This window comes from Streptomyces sp. NPDC032940, from assembly GCF_040636935.1.
Taxonomy (GTDB): domain Bacteria; phylum Actinomycetota; class Actinomycetes; order Streptomycetales; family Streptomycetaceae; genus Streptomyces.
In genome coordinates this window covers 14,408-31,776 of sequence record NZ_JBEZVJ010000014.1, presented here as the reverse complement: position 1 = coordinate 31,776, position 17,369 = coordinate 14,408, and the positions used below count along the sequence as shown (strand labels likewise).

Here is a 17,369-nt window from a genome sequence, read left to right as displayed (position 1 = left end):
GGAGACCTGGAGGGAACGGATGCGGGACGAGACCGGGGCCGGGCGGGTGGCGTCCGCCGTCGCGCCGGCGCTCCTCGTACCGGTGGCCGCCGCGCTGGCCCACATCGGTCCGGCCGCCACCTGGCTGCCCGGTCCGCGCCGCCGCTGGTTCCCCGCGCTGGCCGGTCAGGGCCGGCCCGACCACGTCGCCCTCACCTTCGACGACGGCCCCGACCCGGCGTCCACCCCCCGCTTCCTCGACGCGCTGGACGTGCTCGGCGTGCGGGCCACGTTCTTCGTGCTGGGCGAGAACGTCGTACGGCACCCGGCGACCGCCCGTGAGCTGGTCCTGCGAGGCCACGAGCTCGGCGTCCACGGCTGGTCGCACGACCGGCCCTGGCTGCCGTCGCCGGCGCGGGACGTGCGCGAGCTGTTGCGGGCCGCCCGCTCGGTGGCGGAGGTCACCGGACATCCGCCGCGCTGGTACCGGCCGCCCTACGGCATCCTCACCTCGGGCCGCTGGGCGGCGGCCCGGCGAGCCGGACTGCGCCCGGTCCTGTGGACGGCGTGGGGCGAGGACTGGCGGCACGCCGCGACGCCCGCCTCCGTGCGGGCGACCGTCGCGGCGGACCTGCGTCCGGGCGGCACGATCCTCCTGCACGACACCGACCACGCCTCCGCGCCCGGCAGCTGGCGGGCCGCCCTCGGCGCGCTCCCGGACCTCGTCGCCGACTGCCGTTCGGCGGGCCTCACGGTGGGGCCGCTGGCCGCGCACGGGGTGGGCGGGACCCGGCACGGCCGACGTGCCGCGGCATCCGTGTGAGGCCCGGCACCCTCCGGCTCCGGCCTCGGTACGTCAGGCGGCGGCCCCGGACAGGTCGCGGTGGATCGGCGCCGCCCCGCCCGTCAGCGGCACCCCGGTGCCGCCGCGCCGGGCGGCGACGATCTCCGCCGCGATGGACAGGGCCGTCTCCTCGGGGGTGCGGGCGCCGAGGTCGAGGCCGATGGGCGACCGCAGCCGGGCCAGCTCGCGCTCGCCCAGGCCGGCCTCGCGCAGCCGCCGTTCCCGGTCCTCGTGGGTGCGCCGCGAGCCCATCGCGCCGATGTACGCGACCGGCAGCCGCAGGGCCTCGGTCAGCAGCGGTACGTCGAACTTGGCGTCGTGGGTGAGGACGCACAGCACCGTGCGCTCGTCGGTCGGGGTGCTCCGCAGATAGCGGTGCGGCCAGTCGACGACGACCTCGTCGGCCTCGGGGAAACGGGCCCGCGTCGCGAAGACGGGCCGCGCGTCGCACACGGTCACGTGGTGGCCGAGGAACTTGCCGGCACGCACCAGCGCCGCGGCGAAGTCGACCGCGCCGAAGACGATCATGCGGGGCGGCGGCACGCGGGACTCGACGAGCAGCGTGAGCCCGCCGGGGCAGTGCGAGCCGTCCTCGGACAGGCCGACCGTGCCGGTGCGTCCCGCGTCGAGCAGCGCCCGGGCCTCGGTCACCGCGGTGCGGTCCAGCGCGGGGTGGCCGCCGAGTCCGCCCTCGTACGAGCCGTCGGCCCGGACGAGCAGCGCCCGCCCGAGGAGACCGGCCGGCCCCCCGACGACGCGGGCGAGGGCGGCCGGCTCGTCGCGGACGGCGGCCGACAGCGCCGACCGGAACACTGCCCGCGAGGGCGATCCGGCGCCGACCGGGGTGACCAGCACGTCGATGACCCCGCCGCAGGTCAGCCCGACCGCGAAGGCGTCCTCGTCGCTGTAGCCGAACCGTTCGCGCACCGTCTCGCCGTCGCGCAGGGCCTCGGTGCACAGGTCGTACACCGCGCCCTCCACACAGCCGCCGGAGACCGAGCCGAGCGCCGTGCCCTCGCTGTCGACGGCGAGGGCGGCGCCGGGGCCGCGCGGCGCGCTGCCGCCGACGGAGACGACGGTGGCGACGGCGAACTCCCGCCCCTCCTCCATCCAGCGGTGCAGCTCGCCGGCGATGTCAAGCATCCGCCGCTCCCCCGGCCCCGGCCGCCGCGGGCCCGTCCCGGTGTGCCGCCCCTGCCAGGACGCGGTCGGGCCGGATCGGCAGGTGGCGGTGGCGGACGCCGGTCGCGTGCCACACCGCGTTGGCGACGGCCGCGGCGGCGCCCACGATGCCGATCTCGCCGACGCCCTTGATGCCGACCGGGTCGTCGGGGTCGGGGTCGTCCACCCAGTCCGCCTCGACGTCCCGCACGTCGGCGTGCGTGGCCACGTGGTACCCGGCGAGGTCGGGCCCGTAGAGGCCGCCGGTGTTCCGGTCCCGGACCGCTTCCTCGTGCAGGGCCATGGAGATGCCCCAGACCATGCCGCCGACGAGCTGGTTGCGGGCGGTGAGCGGGTTGACGATGCGGCCCGCGGCGAAGATGCCGAGCATGCGGCGCACCCGTACCTCGCCGGTGCCGGTGTCCACGGCGACCTCGGCGAACTGTGCCCCGAAGGAGTGTCGTTCCTTCTGGGCGAGGGCGCCGAGGGCGGCGGTGGTGTCGGAGCGCACGGTGATGCCCTCGGGCGGGAGGTCGGTGCCGAGGGCGAGCCGTTCGCGCAGTTCCGCCGCGGCGGCCGTGATCGCCCAGGCCCAGGAGCGGGTGCCCATGGAGCCGCCGGCGATCATCGCCGGCCCGAAGTCGCTGTCCCCGATGCGGACGCGGACCCGGTCCGGCGTGACGCCCAGGGCGTCGGCGGCGACCAGGGTCAGGGCGGTGCGGGCGCCGGTGCCGAGGTCTGCGGCGGCGATCCGCACGGTGAAGGTGCCGTCGGCCTCCGCGGTCAGCAGGGCCGTGGAGGGCCCGGCGCCGGCGGGGAAGGACGCGGCGGCCGTGCCGGTGCCCAGCAGCCAGCGTCCGTCGCGGCGCACGCCGGGGCGCGGGTCGCGGTCCGCCCAGCCGAACCGCCGGGCGCCCTCGCGGAAGCAGGCGGCGAGGTTGCGGCTGCTGAACGGGTTCCCGGAGACCGGGCCCACCTCGGGCTCGTTGCGCAGGCGCAGCTCGATCGGGTCGACGCCACAGCGCTCGGCGAGTTCGTCGAGGGCCGACTCGATCGCGAAGGACCCCGGTGCCTCGCCCGGCGCCCTCATGTAGGTGGGGGACGGCACGTCCAGGCGTGCGACGTGGTTGGCGGTGCGGTGCGCCGCGGCGTCGTACATCACCCGGGCCACGCCGGCTCCGGGCTCGACGAACTCGTACACCGTGGACGTCTGGTTCAGGGAGCGGTGCTCCAGGGCGCGGAGCCTGCCGTCGGGTCCGGCGCCGAGCCTGACGTGCTGGACGGTCGGGCTGCGGTACCCGGCCAGCGAGAACATCTGACGGCGGGTCATGACGACGCGTACCGGGCGCTGGAGCACGGTCGCGGCCATGACGGCGGACACCTGGTGGGCGCGCAGGCCCTTGCTGCCGAAGCCGCCGCCGATGTGCTCGGAGCGCACGCGCACCGCGGACTCGTCCAGGGAGAACATCTTCACGAGTTCGCTCTGGACCCAGGTGGTGCCCTGGTTGGAGTCGACGACCTCGAGCCGTCCGCCGTCCCAGAGCGCGGTCGCCGCGTGCGGCTCCATCATGCTGTGGTGCTCTTCGGGAGTGGTGTACTCGGCGTCCAGGACGACGGCGGACGCGGCGAGGGCGGCGTCCAGGTCGCCCTTGCCCGTCTCCGCAGACATGTGTCCGCCCGCTGCATGGGCGTCGGGGTGGCCGGCGTGCAGGACGGTGTCGTGCGGCTCCTCGTCGTACGTCACGGTGAGGGCCTCGGCGGCCTCCCGGGCCTGCTCGGGCGTCTCGGCGACGACGAGGGCGACCGGCCATCCGGCGTGCGGCACGCGGTCGTGCTGGAAGACGGCGGCGGTCGGGTCGGGGACGCCCAGCATGCCGACGTAGTCGGTCTGCAGGCGCGGCGCGTTGCCGTGGTGCAGGACGGCCAGCACGCCCGGCATGGCGAGGACGGGGGCCGTGTCGAGGGAGCGGATGCGGCCCCGCGTGACGGTGGACAGCACCAGCCAGCCGTGGGCCAGGCCGGCGAAGGGGATCTCGCCGGCGTAGCGGGCCGCTCCGGTGACCTTGTCGCGGCCCTCCACGCGGGTGTGCGCGGTGCCGACGGCGCCCTGCACCGGCGTACGGCCGGTCGTGGCGGTGGTCATCGGGCGGCCTCCTCGGCGAGTTCGGTCAGCACGGCGATCACGAGGTTGCGCATGAGGGTCACCTTGTACGCGTTGTCGGGCAGGGGCCTGGCCGCCGCCAGTTCGGCGTCCGCGGCGGCGGCGAAGGTGTCTCCGTCGGCGGGTGCGCCGGTCAGCAGGGCCTCCGCGGCGCGGGCCCGCCAGGGCCGGGAGGCGACGGCGCCGAGGGCCAGCCGTGCCTCGCGGACGACGCCGTCCTCGATGTCGAGGGCCGCGGCGACCGAGCCGATCGCGAAGGCGTACGAGGCGCGTTCGCGCACCTTGCGGTAGCGGGAGCGGACGGCGACGGGCGCCGGTGGCAGGGTGACGCCGGTGATCAGCGCGCCGGACGGCAGGGCTGTCTCGCGGTGCGGGGTGTCGCCGACGGGGAGGTAGAAGTCGGTGAGCGGCAACTCGCCCGGGCCCTTGGCGGTTTCGTAGGTGACGACCGCGTCGAAGGCGGTGAGGGCGACGCCCATGTCCGAGGGGTGCACGGCCACGCAGTGGCCGGAGGCGCCCAGCACGGCGTGATTGTGGTGCGCGCCGGTGATCGCGGGGCAACCGCTGCCCGGGGCACGCTTGTTGCACGGCTTGCTGACGTCGGTGAAGTAGCCGCAGCGGGTGCGCTGGAGCAGGTTGCCGCCGACGGTGGCCATGTTGCGCAGCTGCCCGGAGGCGCCGGCCAGCACGGCCTGGGTCAACGCCGGGTAGCGGCGGCGGACTTCGGGGTGGGCGGCGAGGTCGCTGTTGGTGACGGTGGCGCCGATGCGCAGGCCGCCGTCGGCGGTCTCCTCGATGCCGTCCAGGGGCAGTTCGCGGACGTCGACGAGCAGGGCGGGGCGTTCGACGCCGGTCTTCATCAGGTCGACGAGGTTGGTGCCCCCGCCGAGGAAGCGGGCGTCGGGGTCCGCGGCGAGCAGCGCCACGGCGCCGGGAACGTCGTCGGCGCGCTGGTAGCCGAATTCCTTCATGCGGCGGCCTCCTCCGCGCTCTCCCCGGCGGTCTCGCCGTGGGCCTCGGCGGCGCGTGCGACGGCCTGGACGATCGAGACGTAGGCGCCGCAGCGGCACAGGTTGCCGCTCATCCGCTCACGGATCTCGTCGGGCGTCAGGGGCGGCGGACCCGCCTCGGGCCGTACGTCGTCGGTGACGGCGCTGGGCCAGCCCGCGGCGTGCTCCTCGATGACGGCGACGGCCGAGCAGATCTGGCCGGGTGTGCAGTAGCCGCACTGGTAGCCGTCCAGGTCGAGGAAGGCCTGCTGCACCGGGTGCAGCCGGTCGCCCTCGGCCATGCCCTCGATGGTGGTGATCTCGCGGCCCTCGGCCGCGACGGCGAGGCTGAGGCAGGAGACGGCGCGACGCCCGTCGACCAGGACGGTGCAGGCGCCGCACTGCCCCTGGTCGCAGCCTTTCTTGGTACCGGTCAGATCGAGGCGCTCGCGCAGGGCGTCGAGCAGGGTGGTGCGGTGGTCGACGGTCAGCTGGTGCTTCTCGCCGTTGATGTTCAGGGTGATGGCACTGGACGTCGACGCGGGCGCTGGGGCCATGGTCAGCCTTCTCTGGTGTCTGGTGACAGTCTCTGATGACGAGGGGATCGGGCCGTGGGCGATGAGGTCGGCGGTGAGGTTCGGCAGTGGGCTTCGTCCACGGCGGAGTCCACCGGCCGGTCCCGCCGACCGGCCTCCGCCGCTAGAGTGGGCACGGGAAATGGACAACTGTCCGCTCACTGGAAACGTAACGGACAGGTGTCCGCTTAGCAAGAACGGGATTCGGCCACGGTCCCGGGAGGAGGACGGGTGTCACAGGCGAAGCGGGACAGAGCGGACTCTCCCCTGCGCTCGGACGCCCAGCGCAACCGCGAGCGGATCCTGCACGTGGCCACGGAGGAACTGACGCGCTGCGCGGACGCGCCGTTGAGCGCCATCGCCAAGAAGGCGGGCGTCGGGCAGGGCACCTTCTACCGCAACTTCCCCAACCGCGAGGCCCTCGTCCTGGAGGTCTACCGCTACGAGATGCGGCAGGTGGCCGATGCCGCGCCCGAGCTGCTGGCCACCCGCGAGCCCGAGCGTGCGCTGCGCGAGTGGATGGACCGCCTCGCCGGGTTCGCCATGACCAAGGCCGGCCTGGCGGACGCGATCCGGCTGGTCACCAGCACGCCCGGCGGCCCCGAGAAGCCGCGCCCCACCCCCCTCGCGGACGCGGCCGGAATCCTCCTGCGCGCCAACGAGGAGGCCGGCACCATCCGGCCCGGGATCACCGCGGACGACTTCTTCCTCGTCATCGGCGGCCTGTGGCTGATCGACCCCGGCGAGGACTGGCAGCCGCGGGCCACCCGCTTCCTGGACTTCGTCATGGACGGGCTGCGGGCGGGAGCGCCCGGCCGGTGACCGCGCCCCGCGAGCGGTAGCGGCGTTCGGGGCGGCCCGTCACTCCGTAGCGCAGGGAGACCTCCGCCCGGCCGACGGTGTGGAAGTACTCCAGGTAGCGGCGGGCGCTGACCCGGGAGACGCCGGTCAGAGCCGCGCACTCGCTGGCGGAGAGCGTGCCCTCGGCATCGAGGAGGGTCCTCTCGACCAGCTCCGCCGTCTCCGCGCTCATGCCCTTGGGCAGCGCAGGTACCGCGACGGCCGGTGCCGCCGCCCCGGCCAGGACGCGGTCGACGTCGGCCTGGCTGCGCACGACGGTGCCGAGCAGCCGGCCCCGCCGGCCGGCGTAGCGCTCCAGCCGCACCCGCAGGTCCTCGAAGTCGAAGGGCTTGAGCAGATAGTCGACGACGCCGTGGCGCACGGCGCCGCGCACGGTGTCCGCCTCCCGGGCCGCGCTGACGACCATGACGTCGCAGTCGTGACCGGCGGCGCGCAGCGCGGTGACGACGTCCAGGCCGAAGAGGTCGGGCAGGTACAGGTCGAGCAGGACCAGGTCGGGGCGGAGTTCGCCGACCGCCGCGAGAGCCTGCTCGCCGGTACCGGCGACGCCGACGACCCGAAAAGACTCGACGCGTTCGACGAAGGCGCGGTGGACGCGGGCGACCATGAAGTCGTCGTCGACGACGAGGACGCCGATCGCGTCGGTGGCAGGGGTGGCGTGACCGGCGTCGGCGGCGGCCCTCGTACCGGCCGTGGCCCCCGCGCCGCCCGTGCCGCTCGTCCCCTTCATGGTGCTGCTCCTTCCGCCACCGCGTCGGTGAGGTGGCTGACCGTCATGCGTGCCGTGAACACGGCCCCTTCGGAGGTGTTGGTCACCGAGATCTCGCCGCCGTGACGTTCGCAGACCAGCCGGGTCAGCGCCAGCCCGATGCCGCGTTCGCCCTGCCGGGCGGCCTTGGTGGTGAAACCGTGGGAGAAGACCTCGCGGGCCAGCGCGGGCGCCACGCCGGGCCCCGAGTCGCGGACCACGATCTCCACCCCGGTGGCGTCCTGTCTGAGCTCGACCTCGGCCCAGGCGTCGTCGTCGCCGGACGTCGCGGCGGCGTCCACCGCGTTGTCGACGAGGTTGCCGACCACGGTCGCCACGTCGGCGGCGTCCTCGGGGGCGAGCCGGCCCAGGGAGGTGCGCTCGGAGACCCGCAGGGCGACCTTCCGCTCGGCCGCCAGGGAGGACTTCGCCGTCAGCAGTGCGGCGACGGCGGTGTCGCGGACCCGGCGGCTGAGGGTGACGTCGAGGGACTGCCGGCGCCGGCTGAGCGCCCGGACGTAGCGCACGACCTCGTCCCGCTCGCCGATCTGGATGAGCCCGGAGATGGTGTGCAGCTGGTTGGCGAACTCGTGGGCCTGGGCCCGCAGCAGCTCGGAGGTGCTGCGGAAGGCGCCGATCTCCCGTTCCAGCCGGGCCAGTTCGGTGCGGTCGCGCAGGGTGGTGACCGAGCCCAGCGGGCGGCCGTCCTTGGTGACGGTCATGCGGTTCATCACCAGGACCCGGCCGCGACGGACGACGACCTCGTCACGCCGGCCGTCCGTGTCGTGGCGTCCGGCGCCCGAAGCCGTGACCGTGTCCGCCGTGGCGCCGGTCAGGACGTCGAGGAGGCGTCCGTCGATGCCGAGGCCGTCGAGGCTCTGCCCCACGCAGTCCTCGGGCAGGTCCAGCAGGCGCCGGCCCATCTCGTTGACCAGTGTGAGCCGGTGCTGCGGATCGAGGGCGACCACGCCCTCGGCGATGCCGTAGAGCATGGCCTCCCGGTGTTCGGCGAGCCCGGCGATCTCGCGGGGTTCCAGGCCGAGGGTCTGCCGTTTGACGCGCCGGGCGAGCAGCCAGGAGCCGGCCACACCGAGACCGCTGGCGATGCCGAGGTAGGCGAGGAGGTAGGAGGAGGCGCCGCCGAGCCGCTGCCACACCGTGGGATCGGCCTCGCCGACCATCACCGTGCCGAGGTGCCGGCCGAGTGTCGCCGGGGTGTCCCCGAGCACCGGCACCTGCGCGACGAGTTCCCGGCTGCCGCCCAGCGTCAGCGCCCCCGACCAGCCCCGTCCCACGACGGCGTCACCGGCGAGCGGCAGCCGGTCGCCGACCACCGTCGGGTCGGTGGAGCTGACGATGCGGCCGTCGGCGTCGGCCACCGTGACCGAGGTGACGCCGGACTGGGTCTGCGTGGAGTTGACGAGCGGGGCGAGGGCCTCCTGCGGTACGGGGGACAGCAGCCGGCTGCGGACCAGCGGCGTGGCGGCCAGCTGTTCGGCCAGGGCGGCGACGCGGCGGCCCTCGACCCGGTTGAACGTGGCCTTCGACTGGGCGAGGGAGACGCCGGCCACCGCGAGCAGCACCACCACGACGATGGCGAGCTGGAGGACCAGCATCTCGCCCGCGAGGGTGTGCCGGCGGAAGGTGGGGGCCACGGTGTACTCGATCTCGGCTGACGGGGGCGGGGGCGTCGGGTGTCGGGCGTGGGGGGTGCCGGGGTGTGCCGGGTCGCCATCATGGCGTTCACCTGCGGCGAAGGAAAGGGATGTGCCGTCTTCGCAATGAACCGGCGACGCACCGGTGATGCCGCCCGGCCGGATGCCGCGCCCCGGCGACCGCAAAGACCACAACCTCCCTTGGTTCCGCAAGGAAGACATCGCACCTGGTCACCGGCACCATGTGGCCCACATCACCCTCCCCCACAGGGCCCCGTACCGATCTACCCAACCGACAGGTGGTGGCATTCGTGCGCCTGCGCACCCCCCTTGCTCTGCTCGGGGCCGCCGTGCTCGTCCTCGCCGGCCCCCCGCTGCTCTCGACGGGCAGCGAGTCCGAGACGGGCACGCAGATTCCAGGCCTGCGCTTCATGGTCCCCAACACCCCCGGCGGCGGCTACGACATCACCGCCCGCACGGCCGCGAAGAACGCCGAGGACGCCGGACTGACCCACAACATCGAGGTGTTCAACCTGCCCGGCGCGGGCGGCACCGTGGGTCTGAGCCGGCTGGTCGGTGAGCACGGCAACGGCAAGCTCGCCATGTCCATGGGCCTCGGCGTCGTGGGCGCCGCCCGTTCCAACCACGCGCCCAGGACCCTCGCCGACACGACGCCGATCGCCCGGCTCACCGAGGAGCAGGACGTCGTCGTGGTCGCCAAGGACTCCCCGTACCGGACGATCGACGAGCTGATCACCGCCTGGAAGGAGGACCCGGGGAAGATCCCCGTCGGCGGCGGTTCCTCCCCGGGCGGGCCCGACCACCTCGCGCCGATGCTGATGGCGCAGGCCGCCGGGATCTCCCCGAAGTCGGTCAACTACATCCCCTTCGACGGCGGCGGCGAACTGCTCGCGTCGATCCTGGGCGACAAGGTCGGCTTCGGGGTCTCCGGCGTCGGCGAGTACCTGGACCAGATCAAGGCCGGCGAGCTGCGGGTGCTCGCGGTGACGGGCCCGGAGCGCGTGGACGAACTCCGGGACGCCCCGACGCTCAAGGAGTCGGGTTACGACGTGGACTTCACCAACTGGCGCGGCATCGTGGCGCCGCCCGGCCTGACCGACGCGGAGCGCGCCAAACTGACCCGCCTGTTCGAGGAGTTGCACGACTCACCCGAGTGGAAGAGGTCCCTGGAGCAGAACGGCTGGGACGACGCCTTCCTGACGGGTGAGGAGTTCGGCGCGTTTCTGGACGCCCAGGACAAGCGCGTGGTGTCGGTGCTGAAGGAGCTGGGACTGTGACGACGCGGACCGAGACGCCCGTGGAACGGGCCGCCGAGCGGCGTTCGTGGCTGCGCGACCACTCCGAACTGGGCGTGTGCGTCCTGCTGCTGGCGCTCGGCGCGCTGGTCCTGACGGATGCGCTGACCATGGACGTCGACATCACCCAGCGGGGGCCGGTGGGCCCGAAGACGGTCCCGATCGTCGTCGGCGCGGGCCTGCTGGTGATCGCCGCGCTGCTCGCCGTGGACGTCCTGCGCGGCGGCCGGGGCGAGGCGGAGGGCGGCGAGGACATCGACCTGTCCGAACCGGCCGACTGGCGCACGGTGCTGCTGCTGGCCGGGATCTTCCTGGGGGCGGCCGTGCTGATCGAGCCCGCCGGCTTCCCCGCCGCGGGCGCGCTGTTGTTCTGGGGCGCCGCCTTCGCCCTCGGCAGCCGGCGCGTCGACCGCGATCCGCTGATCGCCGCCGTGCTGTCCCTGATCACGTACGTCGTCTTCGACAAGCTGCTCGGAGTGCCGCTGCCCGGCGGCCCGCTGATGGGAGTGCTGTGACATGAACGCCCTGAACTCCCTCCTGGACGGCTTCGGCACGGCCCTCACCCCGCTCAATCTCCTGTGGGCCGCGCTCGGCGTCCTGCTGGGCACGGCCATCGGCGTGCTGCCCGGCATCGGGCCCGCGATGGCCGTGGCCCTGCTGCTGCCCGTGACGTACGGGCTGAACCCGGTGGCCGCGTTCATCATGTTCGCGGGCATCTACTACGGCGCCATGTTCGGCGGTTCGACCACCTCCATCCTGCTCAATACCCCGGGTGAGAGTGCCGCGGTGGTCGCGGCCATGGAGGGCAACCCCATGGCCAAGGCGGGGCGCGGTGCTCAGGCGCTTGCGGCCGCCGCCATCGGTCACTTCGCGGGCGGCATGATCGGCACGGTCCTGCTGGTGGTGCTGGCGCCGACGGTGGCGCACCTGGCGGTGGACATCGGCGCGCCCGACTACTTCGCCGTCATGGTGCTGGCGTTCATCGCGGTGACCTCGGTGCTGGGCTCCTCGCGCATCAGGGGCCTGGCCTCTCTGCTGATCAGCCTGACGATCGGTCTGGTGGGCCTGGACCAGATGACGGGACAGCAGCGCCTCACCTTCGGCTCCCTGCAACTCGCCGACGGCATCGACGTGGTGATCGTCGCGGTCGGTCTCTTCGCGATCGGCGAGGCGCTGTGGGTGGCGGCGCACCTGCGGCGCGGGGCGGCCGAGCCGATCCCGGTGGGACGGCCCTGGCTCGGCCGCGGCGATGTGAAGCGGACCTGGAAGTCGTGGCTGCGCGGCCCGTTCATCGGCTTCCCGTTCGGCGCGATCCCGGCGGGCGGCGCGGAGATCCCCACCTTCCTCTCCTATGTGACGGAGAAGCGGCTGTCCAAGCACAAGGACGAGTGGGGCAAGGGCGCCATCGAGGGCGTGGCCGGCCCGGAGTCGGCGGCGTCGGCCTCGGCGGCGGGCACGCTGGTGTCTATGCTGACACTGGGCCTGCCGACCACGGCCGTCGCCGCGGTCATGCTGGCCGCCTTCCAGCAGTACGGCATCCAGCCCGGCCCGCTGCTCTTCGAGCGGGAGCCCGAGCTGGTGTGGGGCCTGATCGCCTCCCTCTTCGTCGGCATGGTGCTGCTGCTCGCGCTGAACCTGCCGCTGGCACCGGTGTGGGCCAAGCTGCTGCGCATCCCGCGGCCCTACCTCTACGCCGGGATCATGTTCTTCGCGGCGGTCGGCGCGTACGCCGTCGGCGGCGAGGTCGTCGACCTGGTGATCCTGCTGATCATCGGCCTGGTCGGCTTCGGCATGCGGCGCTACGGACTGCCGATCCTGCCGGCCGTGATCGGCGTCATCCTCGGCCCCAACGCCGAGCAGCAACTGCGCCGCGCCCTGCAGATCAGCGACGGCAGCGTGTCGGGCCTGGTGAACACGCCGTTCGCGGTGACGGTGTACGGGGTGATCGTGCTGCTGCTGGCGTGGCCGCTGGCGAGGCGGGCGGTGCTGCGCAGGCGGGAGCAGACGGCGATCTGACGGCGCCCGCGGGCCCGTTGCCGGGACCGGCGCCCGCGGGCCCGTTGTCAGAGGCGGGTGCCACACTCGGCTCATGAACGCGAGCCCCTTCAACTGGCATCGTTTCCTGCGCCGTTGGCAGGACGAGTGGATACCCGACGAGGACGATCTGGAGGACATGGAGGAGGGCGGCGTCACCGTCGCCGACCTGGCCCTCGCCGCACCGCCCGCGACGCCGGAGGAGATCGCTGCCGCCGAGGAGCGCCTGGGCACCCGGCTCCCTCCGTCCTACCGGGGCTTCCTCGAGGCCAGCAACGGCTGGCGCGTCGACGGCACGGCGTCGATCTACCAACTGGGCGGAGCCCACGAGATCGGCTGGTTCGGGGATCCGTTCGACATGGCCGAGATCTACCGCCAGTCCCTGACCGAGCGTTCGACCGAGCAGGAGGTGACGCTGGCCGGGATGTGGGAGCGAGCGCTCCAGCTGGAGACCGACTCGGACATGTCGTACGCCCTCCTGGACCCGGGCGACACGGACGAGGACGGCGAGTGGGCGCTGTACGTGTACAAGGGGTGGAGCGGCGAGTTCCCGGACCGGTACCCGTCGTTCCGCGCCTATATGGAAGAGGCGTACCGGGACTTCCACGCGGCCCGCGCCGCACGTCCGGACTTCGTGAACGCCACTACACGCGCCCTGGACGCCGATGTCGAGCGCGCCCGGCAGGAAACCCTCGGCGGACGGTGGGAGAGCGCCCTCGGGCTGCTGACCGAGGCGTCGCGTTACGGGCGGCCGTCCGCGTGGGGCCTGCTGCGGCAGATCGAGACACTGTCGCGCGGGGGCTACGGCCACGGCTTCGGCACCCTGGTGGCCGATCCGCGCTACACGGACGAGCTGGTGCCGGTGATGGCCTCCGCCCACCTGGCCGAGCACCGTCACGGCACCTTCGCCGACCGGCTGGTGCTGGGTACCGAGACCGACGAGGCCGTACAGGCCGCCGCCGACGCGATCTTCGCCCGGGTGCGCGACCGCTCCTTCCGCTACGAGCCGGACGGGGACTTCGGGCGCGCGGTGACCGAGGCACGGGAGGCGGCGAGGTGGGGGGACACGGACGGGGCCTGGCGGCTGATCCGCGCCGCGCTGCCGTCGTGGTCACCGCCCGGCCCCGACCTGCTTGCGCCGCTCGGTCTGCTCGCTGACCCCGTCCTGGGACCGGTGGTGACACCGGAGCGCGGCAGGGAACTGCTGGCCACACCGCGCGCCGGCCGGACGGGCACCCCGCCGGACCCGGTGGCGGACCTGGACCCGCCCGGACTGCACTGGCTCACGGACGCCCCTCGCTGGAACGCGCCGTACGACTCCTACCGGTGCGTGTGGGTCGACGGCACGGAGCCGGAGGCGCTGCCCTCGCTGATCGGGGAGGACGGATCCACGGCCCTGACCGAGCCGCCAGGCCGCCGCGACCCGTGGCCGCACTACGGCGCCCCACGGCGGGACGACCTGCCCCCGTGGGAGGACCGGGCGGTGCTGTCGGTGGGCCGGACGCGCACCGGATGGACGTTCGGCTTCGACATGGCTCCGCGCACCTCGCCCGGCGGCACCTTCTTCGTCTCCCCCGGCGCGGCCGCCTCCCGCGACGGACGCGCGGTGGTGCTGTGGGCGGGCAGAGCCCGGCCCGGCGGCGGCCTGTCGGCGTTCCACCTGTCGGTCGCCCGGCACGGCGAAGAGCTGTACGCGTTCACGCTGCGCGGCACCGGCATCGAACGCTCGGGACCGGTCCCGACGGAGCTGGACCCCGAACGGCTCCTCGACGGCGTCCCCGAGGAGGAACACGAACGCCGCCTCCTGGCCGCCGTGGAACACGAACTGGGCCTCGCCCTCCCCCGCCTCGCCCTGTCCGAGGGCATCCTCCCCCAGCTCACCACACGCTCCTGGAACCGCGCACCACGGGAGGGCGAGTCCTACTCGTACGCCACGATCCACATCGGCCGGCGCACGGAGCCGAGGACCGACCGGTGAGCCTCCTGCGCCCCTATCCGAGGAACGACAGCCGGACCTGACGGTCGGGGTTGTCCCTGTTCGTGTCCACCAGGCACACCGACTGCCAGGTGCCCAGTTCCAGGCGGCCGGCGATCACCGGCAGGGTGGCGTGCGGGGGGACGAAGGCGGGGAGGACGTGGTCGCGGCCGTGGCCGGGGCTGCCGTGGCGGTGCTGCCAGCGGTCGTCGGCCGGGAGCAGGGTGTGCAGGGCGGCGAGCAGGTCGTCGTCGCTGCCCGCGCCCGTCTCGATGATCGCGATCCCGGCGGTGGCGTGCGGGACGAAGACGTTGAGCAGGCCGTCGCGGCCCGCCGCCACCTCGCGGAGGAAGGACTCGCAGTCACCGGTGATGTCGGCGACCCGCTCCGCTGAGCCGGTGGCGAGGGAGATGACTCGGGTGGTGAAGGCATCGGACATGCCTCCCATCCTGACGTACGCGGCGCGTGAGGGGCGGGAGCGGCGGGTCACCGGGAAGATCGGGAGCGGGTCGAGAGTTAGTAGAAACGTGAACAACATGCGCGAGGTCGAGGTCGTCGTCGTCGGAGCCGGTCAGGCGGGGCTGTCCGCGGCCTACCACCTGCGGCGGACCGGATTCGGGCCCGAGCGCGACTTCGTGGTGCTCGACCACTCCCCCGGGCCTGGCGGCGCCTGGCAGTTCCGCTGGCCGTCGCTGACCTACGGCAAGGTGCACGGCATGCACTCCCTGCCGGGGATGGAGCTGACCGGCGCCGACCCGGCGCGGCCCTCCGCCGCGGTCGTCGCCGAGTACTTCGCGGCGTACGAGCGCGCCTTCGGCCTGCGCGTGCGGCGTCCCGTCGACGTCCGCGCGGTACGTGAGGGCGGTGGCGGACGGCTGCTCGTGGAGACCTCGGACGGCACCTGGTCGACGCGGGCGCTGATCAACGCGACCGGCACCTGGGACCGCCCCTTCTGGCCGCGTTACCCGGGCCAGGAGACCTTCCGGGGCCGCCAGTTGCACACCGCCCGGTACGCCGGGCCCGAGGAGTTCGCCGGGCAGCGGGTGGTCGTGGTGGGCGGTGGCGCGTCCGGCACGCAGCATCTGCTGGAGATCGCCCCGTACGCCGCGGCCACCACATGGGTGACCAGACGGCCCCCCGTCTTCCGCGAGGGGCCCTTCGACGAGGACGCGGGCCGGGCGGCGGTGGCGCTCGTGGAGGAGCGGGTGCGTCAGGGGCTGCCGCCGAAGAGTGTGGTGTCCGTGACCGGGCTGCCTGTCTTGGGTGTCTGACAACACATCTTCCTGACCTGCGCTGATGACTGTCTGTGCACCTGAGCATGGAGAAGGGCCCTGGTCATCGGCGAACCAGGGCCCTCGGTCTGTGGTGTGGAGTGTCCCTACTCCCTCTCATCTAGCCTGTCCTGCCGGCACTCCGCTACGTCCACAGCAGCCTTGGCACTGAACAAGAGGAAGTGCAGAGCCATCACGAGCTGAGCCTTGGAAGTCTTCTCCTCAGAGTCCAGTAGCTCAGCGATGCGCTCGATGTCGCTCCTGGCCACCCGGAGAAGGTTCTCCTCTCTGGTCTCTGCCAGGGCAGCCATCACTCCCCCTGGTGTGCAGTACCCCCGCTTACCGGTGCCGTCAGCCGGCATGCGCTGTAGGCCCATACCCTCTCCCCTATGTAGCTCCATATGTACCACGCTATTCGCGCATACCGAGGATAGCGCGGGTGCGGTATCTAGCGCACTGACTGAACATGATCAGCATGGACGTAGCTCTGCCCCCGTGGCGACGGGTAGCCAAGGCACTTGAGGAGCGGATAGCCGACGGCACCTACCCCAAGGGCTCACGGCTCCCTGGTGCCGTGCCCCTCAGCCATGAGTTCGACGTGGCGCCCAGCACGGTTGCCAAGGCAGTGCAGGATCTCAAGCGCCGTGGCCTGGTCACGGCTACCGCCGGCTGGGGCACTTTCGTCCTCTGACCTCTCAGGCCTGCCGGCCTATTAGGTGTGCCATACACCCGGGGTAATGCGTGTGTATGTCATGAGAGAACCCGCCGGGAGTACTGCACTTCGATTGTGTACGGCTTATGAACCTTTCAAGATCATGAGTGACCCCGTACGTAGTCCTTGCACCCCGTCATGTACGGGTTTTCAAAATTCGAGGAATCCTTGAACCAAGAAGAGTGGGTCAAGAAGTGGGTAGAGAAAGCACCCCCGCTGTCAGATGAGGCTCTGGAAGACATCCTGGTGATGTTTGGAATCAGCATCCGGAAAACAGAACAAGGGCCCCCGCCAAAGCAGGGGCCCAACGAAAGTTAGTGATCCCAGTTTCCTCCATAGCCCTCAGCCTTGGCAATGTGATACTGAGGCTTAGGGTTGTGGTTGACTTCCTCTGTCACAGGAGGAGCAGGGTTGGGCTCAATGAGCCCCGGGACCTTTACCACCCATTCCAGGTAATCGAGTTCTTGAGAAGCCTCATAGGTAAGCCGGCCATCCTCTGTGAGTTCCCAGTACTCCAGGTGGTCACCCTGACTGTGTCCGGTCCGGGGAGGGGTATCCATATCGCCGGCCGAGACGCACCACGTGAACAGACCGGCGTGCCGCTCTAGATCAGCCTTGGCAAGCTCCATAGCCTTGTACGCCCTTTCCCAAGCGTCCCTAGCCTGCTGAGCAGCCTTAGCTTCCTTACGGCCCATAGGCACAAGGTCTTCCTTGACTCCGTCTTCATACTCGTTACGCGCCTTGGTCACCAGAGCCTCAAGAGCCGGCACCATACGCTTGTATTCGTCTACCTTGGCCAGGATAGGGCGCAGCACCTTTTCACGGTCAGGCAGCGCCTTACCGGCCGCAGCAGCCTCTATCTCCTGCTCTCGGAGATCCCTCTCAACTTCCCGCACCGCGGGCACATGGTAGACGTACTGATCCAGGGCATTGAGAGTCCTACGAGGGGCGTACCGGGCATTCTCCTGTCGGTACGTCTCCAGCTTAGTTACAGCGTCTTCATACGCCTTACGCAGTCCCTTGACCTTAGAGGAAAGTGGCAGATCCTTAGGCGGTTCAAAGTGATTAGTCATGTCGTCTCCCATTGC

The 17,369-nt window shown here is 72.3% G+C and carries 16 protein-coding genes and 1 pseudogene; 8 read left to right on the top strand and 9 right to left on the bottom strand.

Translation table 11 applies throughout. The features are described 5' to 3' along the window. Positions 1 to 19 precede the first annotated feature (19 nt). Positions 20 to 802, top strand: coding sequence for a polysaccharide deacetylase family protein (locus tag AB0E77_RS18810; protein ID WP_361571799.1), 783 nt, complete (start codon positions 20 to 22; stop codon positions 800 to 802). Between the two features lie 33 nt (positions 803 to 835). Here the strand turns inward: AB0E77_RS18810 and AB0E77_RS18805 are convergent, their stop codons facing one another. From AB0E77_RS18805 to AB0E77_RS18790, 4 genes are read right to left on the bottom strand one after another with little or no spacing between them, the layout of a single operon-like run. Further along, positions 836 to 1,966 carry an XdhC/CoxI family protein gene (locus AB0E77_RS18805; protein ID WP_361571797.1) on the bottom strand — a complete coding sequence of 377 codons (1,131 nt, stop codon included), beginning with the start codon at positions 1,964 to 1,966 and terminating at the stop codon, positions 836 to 838. After that, positions 1,959 to 4,127: a xanthine dehydrogenase family protein molybdopterin-binding subunit gene (locus AB0E77_RS18800; RefSeq protein ID WP_361571794.1), complete on the bottom strand. Its 2,169-nt coding sequence runs from the start codon at positions 4,125 to 4,127 to the stop codon at positions 1,959 to 1,961. Before AB0E77_RS18800 ends, AB0E77_RS18805 begins: the two co-directional genes overlap by 8 nt. Continuing rightward, positions 4,124 to 5,116, bottom strand: coding sequence for a xanthine dehydrogenase family protein subunit M (locus tag AB0E77_RS18795; RefSeq protein ID WP_361571791.1), 993 nt, complete (start codon positions 5,114 to 5,116; stop codon positions 4,124 to 4,126). The genes AB0E77_RS18800 and AB0E77_RS18795 overlap by 4 nt, the downstream gene beginning before the upstream one ends. Further along, on the bottom strand, positions 5,113 to 5,691 hold the full coding sequence (locus tag AB0E77_RS18790; protein WP_361571788.1) for a 2Fe-2S iron-sulfur cluster-binding protein: 579 nt from the start codon (positions 5,689 to 5,691) through the stop codon (positions 5,113 to 5,115). Before AB0E77_RS18790 ends, AB0E77_RS18795 begins: the two co-directional genes overlap by 4 nt. A 249-nt stretch (positions 5,692 to 5,940) precedes the next feature. Between AB0E77_RS18790 and AB0E77_RS18785 the strand changes: the two genes are divergently transcribed. Continuing rightward, the gene (locus AB0E77_RS18785; protein WP_361571786.1) at positions 5,941 to 6,531 is read left to right on the top strand and encodes a TetR/AcrR family transcriptional regulator; all 591 of its coding nucleotides are present in this window, start codon (positions 5,941 to 5,943) and stop codon (positions 6,529 to 6,531) included. Here AB0E77_RS18785 and AB0E77_RS18780 read toward each other — a convergent pair. Continuing rightward, positions 6,494 to 7,300: a response regulator gene (locus AB0E77_RS18780; protein ID WP_361571784.1), complete on the bottom strand. Its 807-nt coding sequence runs from the start codon at positions 7,298 to 7,300 to the stop codon at positions 6,494 to 6,496. The two genes, AB0E77_RS18785 and AB0E77_RS18780, sit on opposite strands and share 38 nt — an antisense overlap. Further along, a complete protein-coding gene (locus tag AB0E77_RS18775; protein WP_361571781.1) occupies positions 7,297 to 8,973 on the bottom strand; it encodes an ATP-binding protein in 1,677 nt (558 codons plus the stop codon). Before AB0E77_RS18775 ends, AB0E77_RS18780 begins: the two co-directional genes overlap by 4 nt. A gap of 311 nt (positions 8,974 to 9,284) precedes the next feature. On the opposite strand from AB0E77_RS18775, the gene AB0E77_RS18770 reads away from it, so the two are divergent. The 4 genes from AB0E77_RS18770 (at position 9,285) to AB0E77_RS18755 (ending at position 14,301) form a co-directional block, all read left to right on the top strand. Next, positions 9,285 to 10,271 (top strand): tripartite tricarboxylate transporter substrate binding protein, encoded by a 987-nt coding sequence (locus AB0E77_RS18770; protein WP_361572132.1) that lies wholly within the window; start codon positions 9,285 to 9,287, stop codon positions 10,269 to 10,271. Continuing rightward, positions 10,268 to 10,804 (top strand): tripartite tricarboxylate transporter TctB family protein, encoded by a 537-nt coding sequence (locus tag AB0E77_RS18765; protein ID WP_361571778.1) that lies wholly within the window; start codon positions 10,268 to 10,270, stop codon positions 10,802 to 10,804. Before AB0E77_RS18770 ends, AB0E77_RS18765 begins: the two co-directional genes overlap by 4 nt. A 1-nt stretch (position 10,805) precedes the next feature. Next, on the top strand, positions 10,806 to 12,305 hold the full coding sequence (locus AB0E77_RS18760; RefSeq protein ID WP_361571775.1) for a tripartite tricarboxylate transporter permease: 1,500 nt from the start codon (positions 10,806 to 10,808) through the stop codon (positions 12,303 to 12,305). A gap of 73 nt (positions 12,306 to 12,378) precedes the next feature. Next, on the top strand, positions 12,379 to 14,301 hold the full coding sequence (locus tag AB0E77_RS18755; protein WP_361571772.1) for an SMI1/KNR4 family protein: 1,923 nt from the start codon (positions 12,379 to 12,381) through the stop codon (positions 14,299 to 14,301). Between the two features lie 13 nt (positions 14,302 to 14,314). On the opposite strand, the gene AB0E77_RS18750 is transcribed toward AB0E77_RS18755, so the two are convergent. Then, positions 14,315 to 14,737 carry a YjbQ family protein gene (locus tag AB0E77_RS18750; protein ID WP_361571770.1) on the bottom strand — a complete coding sequence of 141 codons (423 nt, stop codon included), beginning with the start codon at positions 14,735 to 14,737 and terminating at the stop codon, positions 14,315 to 14,317. A gap of 88 nt (positions 14,738 to 14,825) precedes the next feature. Here AB0E77_RS18750 and AB0E77_RS18745 point away from each other — a divergent pair. Next, positions 14,826 to 15,557: pseudogene (locus AB0E77_RS18745) on the top strand (NAD(P)-binding domain-containing protein); the annotation flags it as partial. Between the two features lie 119 nt (positions 15,558 to 15,676). On the opposite strand, the gene AB0E77_RS18740 reads toward AB0E77_RS18745, so the two are convergent. Continuing rightward, the gene (locus tag AB0E77_RS18740) at positions 15,677 to 15,880 is read right to left on the bottom strand and encodes a hypothetical protein (protein ID WP_361571767.1); all 204 of its coding nucleotides are present in this window, start codon (positions 15,878 to 15,880) and stop codon (positions 15,677 to 15,679) included. Positions 15,881 to 16,035: 155 nt separating this feature from the next. On the opposite strand from AB0E77_RS18740, the gene AB0E77_RS18735 reads away from it, so the two are divergent. Further along, on the top strand, positions 16,036 to 16,260 hold the full coding sequence (locus tag AB0E77_RS18735) for a winged helix-turn-helix domain-containing protein (RefSeq protein WP_361571764.1): 225 nt from the start codon (positions 16,036 to 16,038) through the stop codon (positions 16,258 to 16,260). A gap of 335 nt (positions 16,261 to 16,595) precedes the next feature. Here the strand turns inward: AB0E77_RS18735 and AB0E77_RS18730 are convergent, their stop codons facing one another. Further along, positions 16,596 to 17,354: a hypothetical protein gene (locus AB0E77_RS18730; RefSeq protein WP_361571761.1), complete on the bottom strand. Its 759-nt coding sequence runs from the start codon at positions 17,352 to 17,354 to the stop codon at positions 16,596 to 16,598. Positions 17,355 to 17,369: the final 15 nt, after the last annotated feature.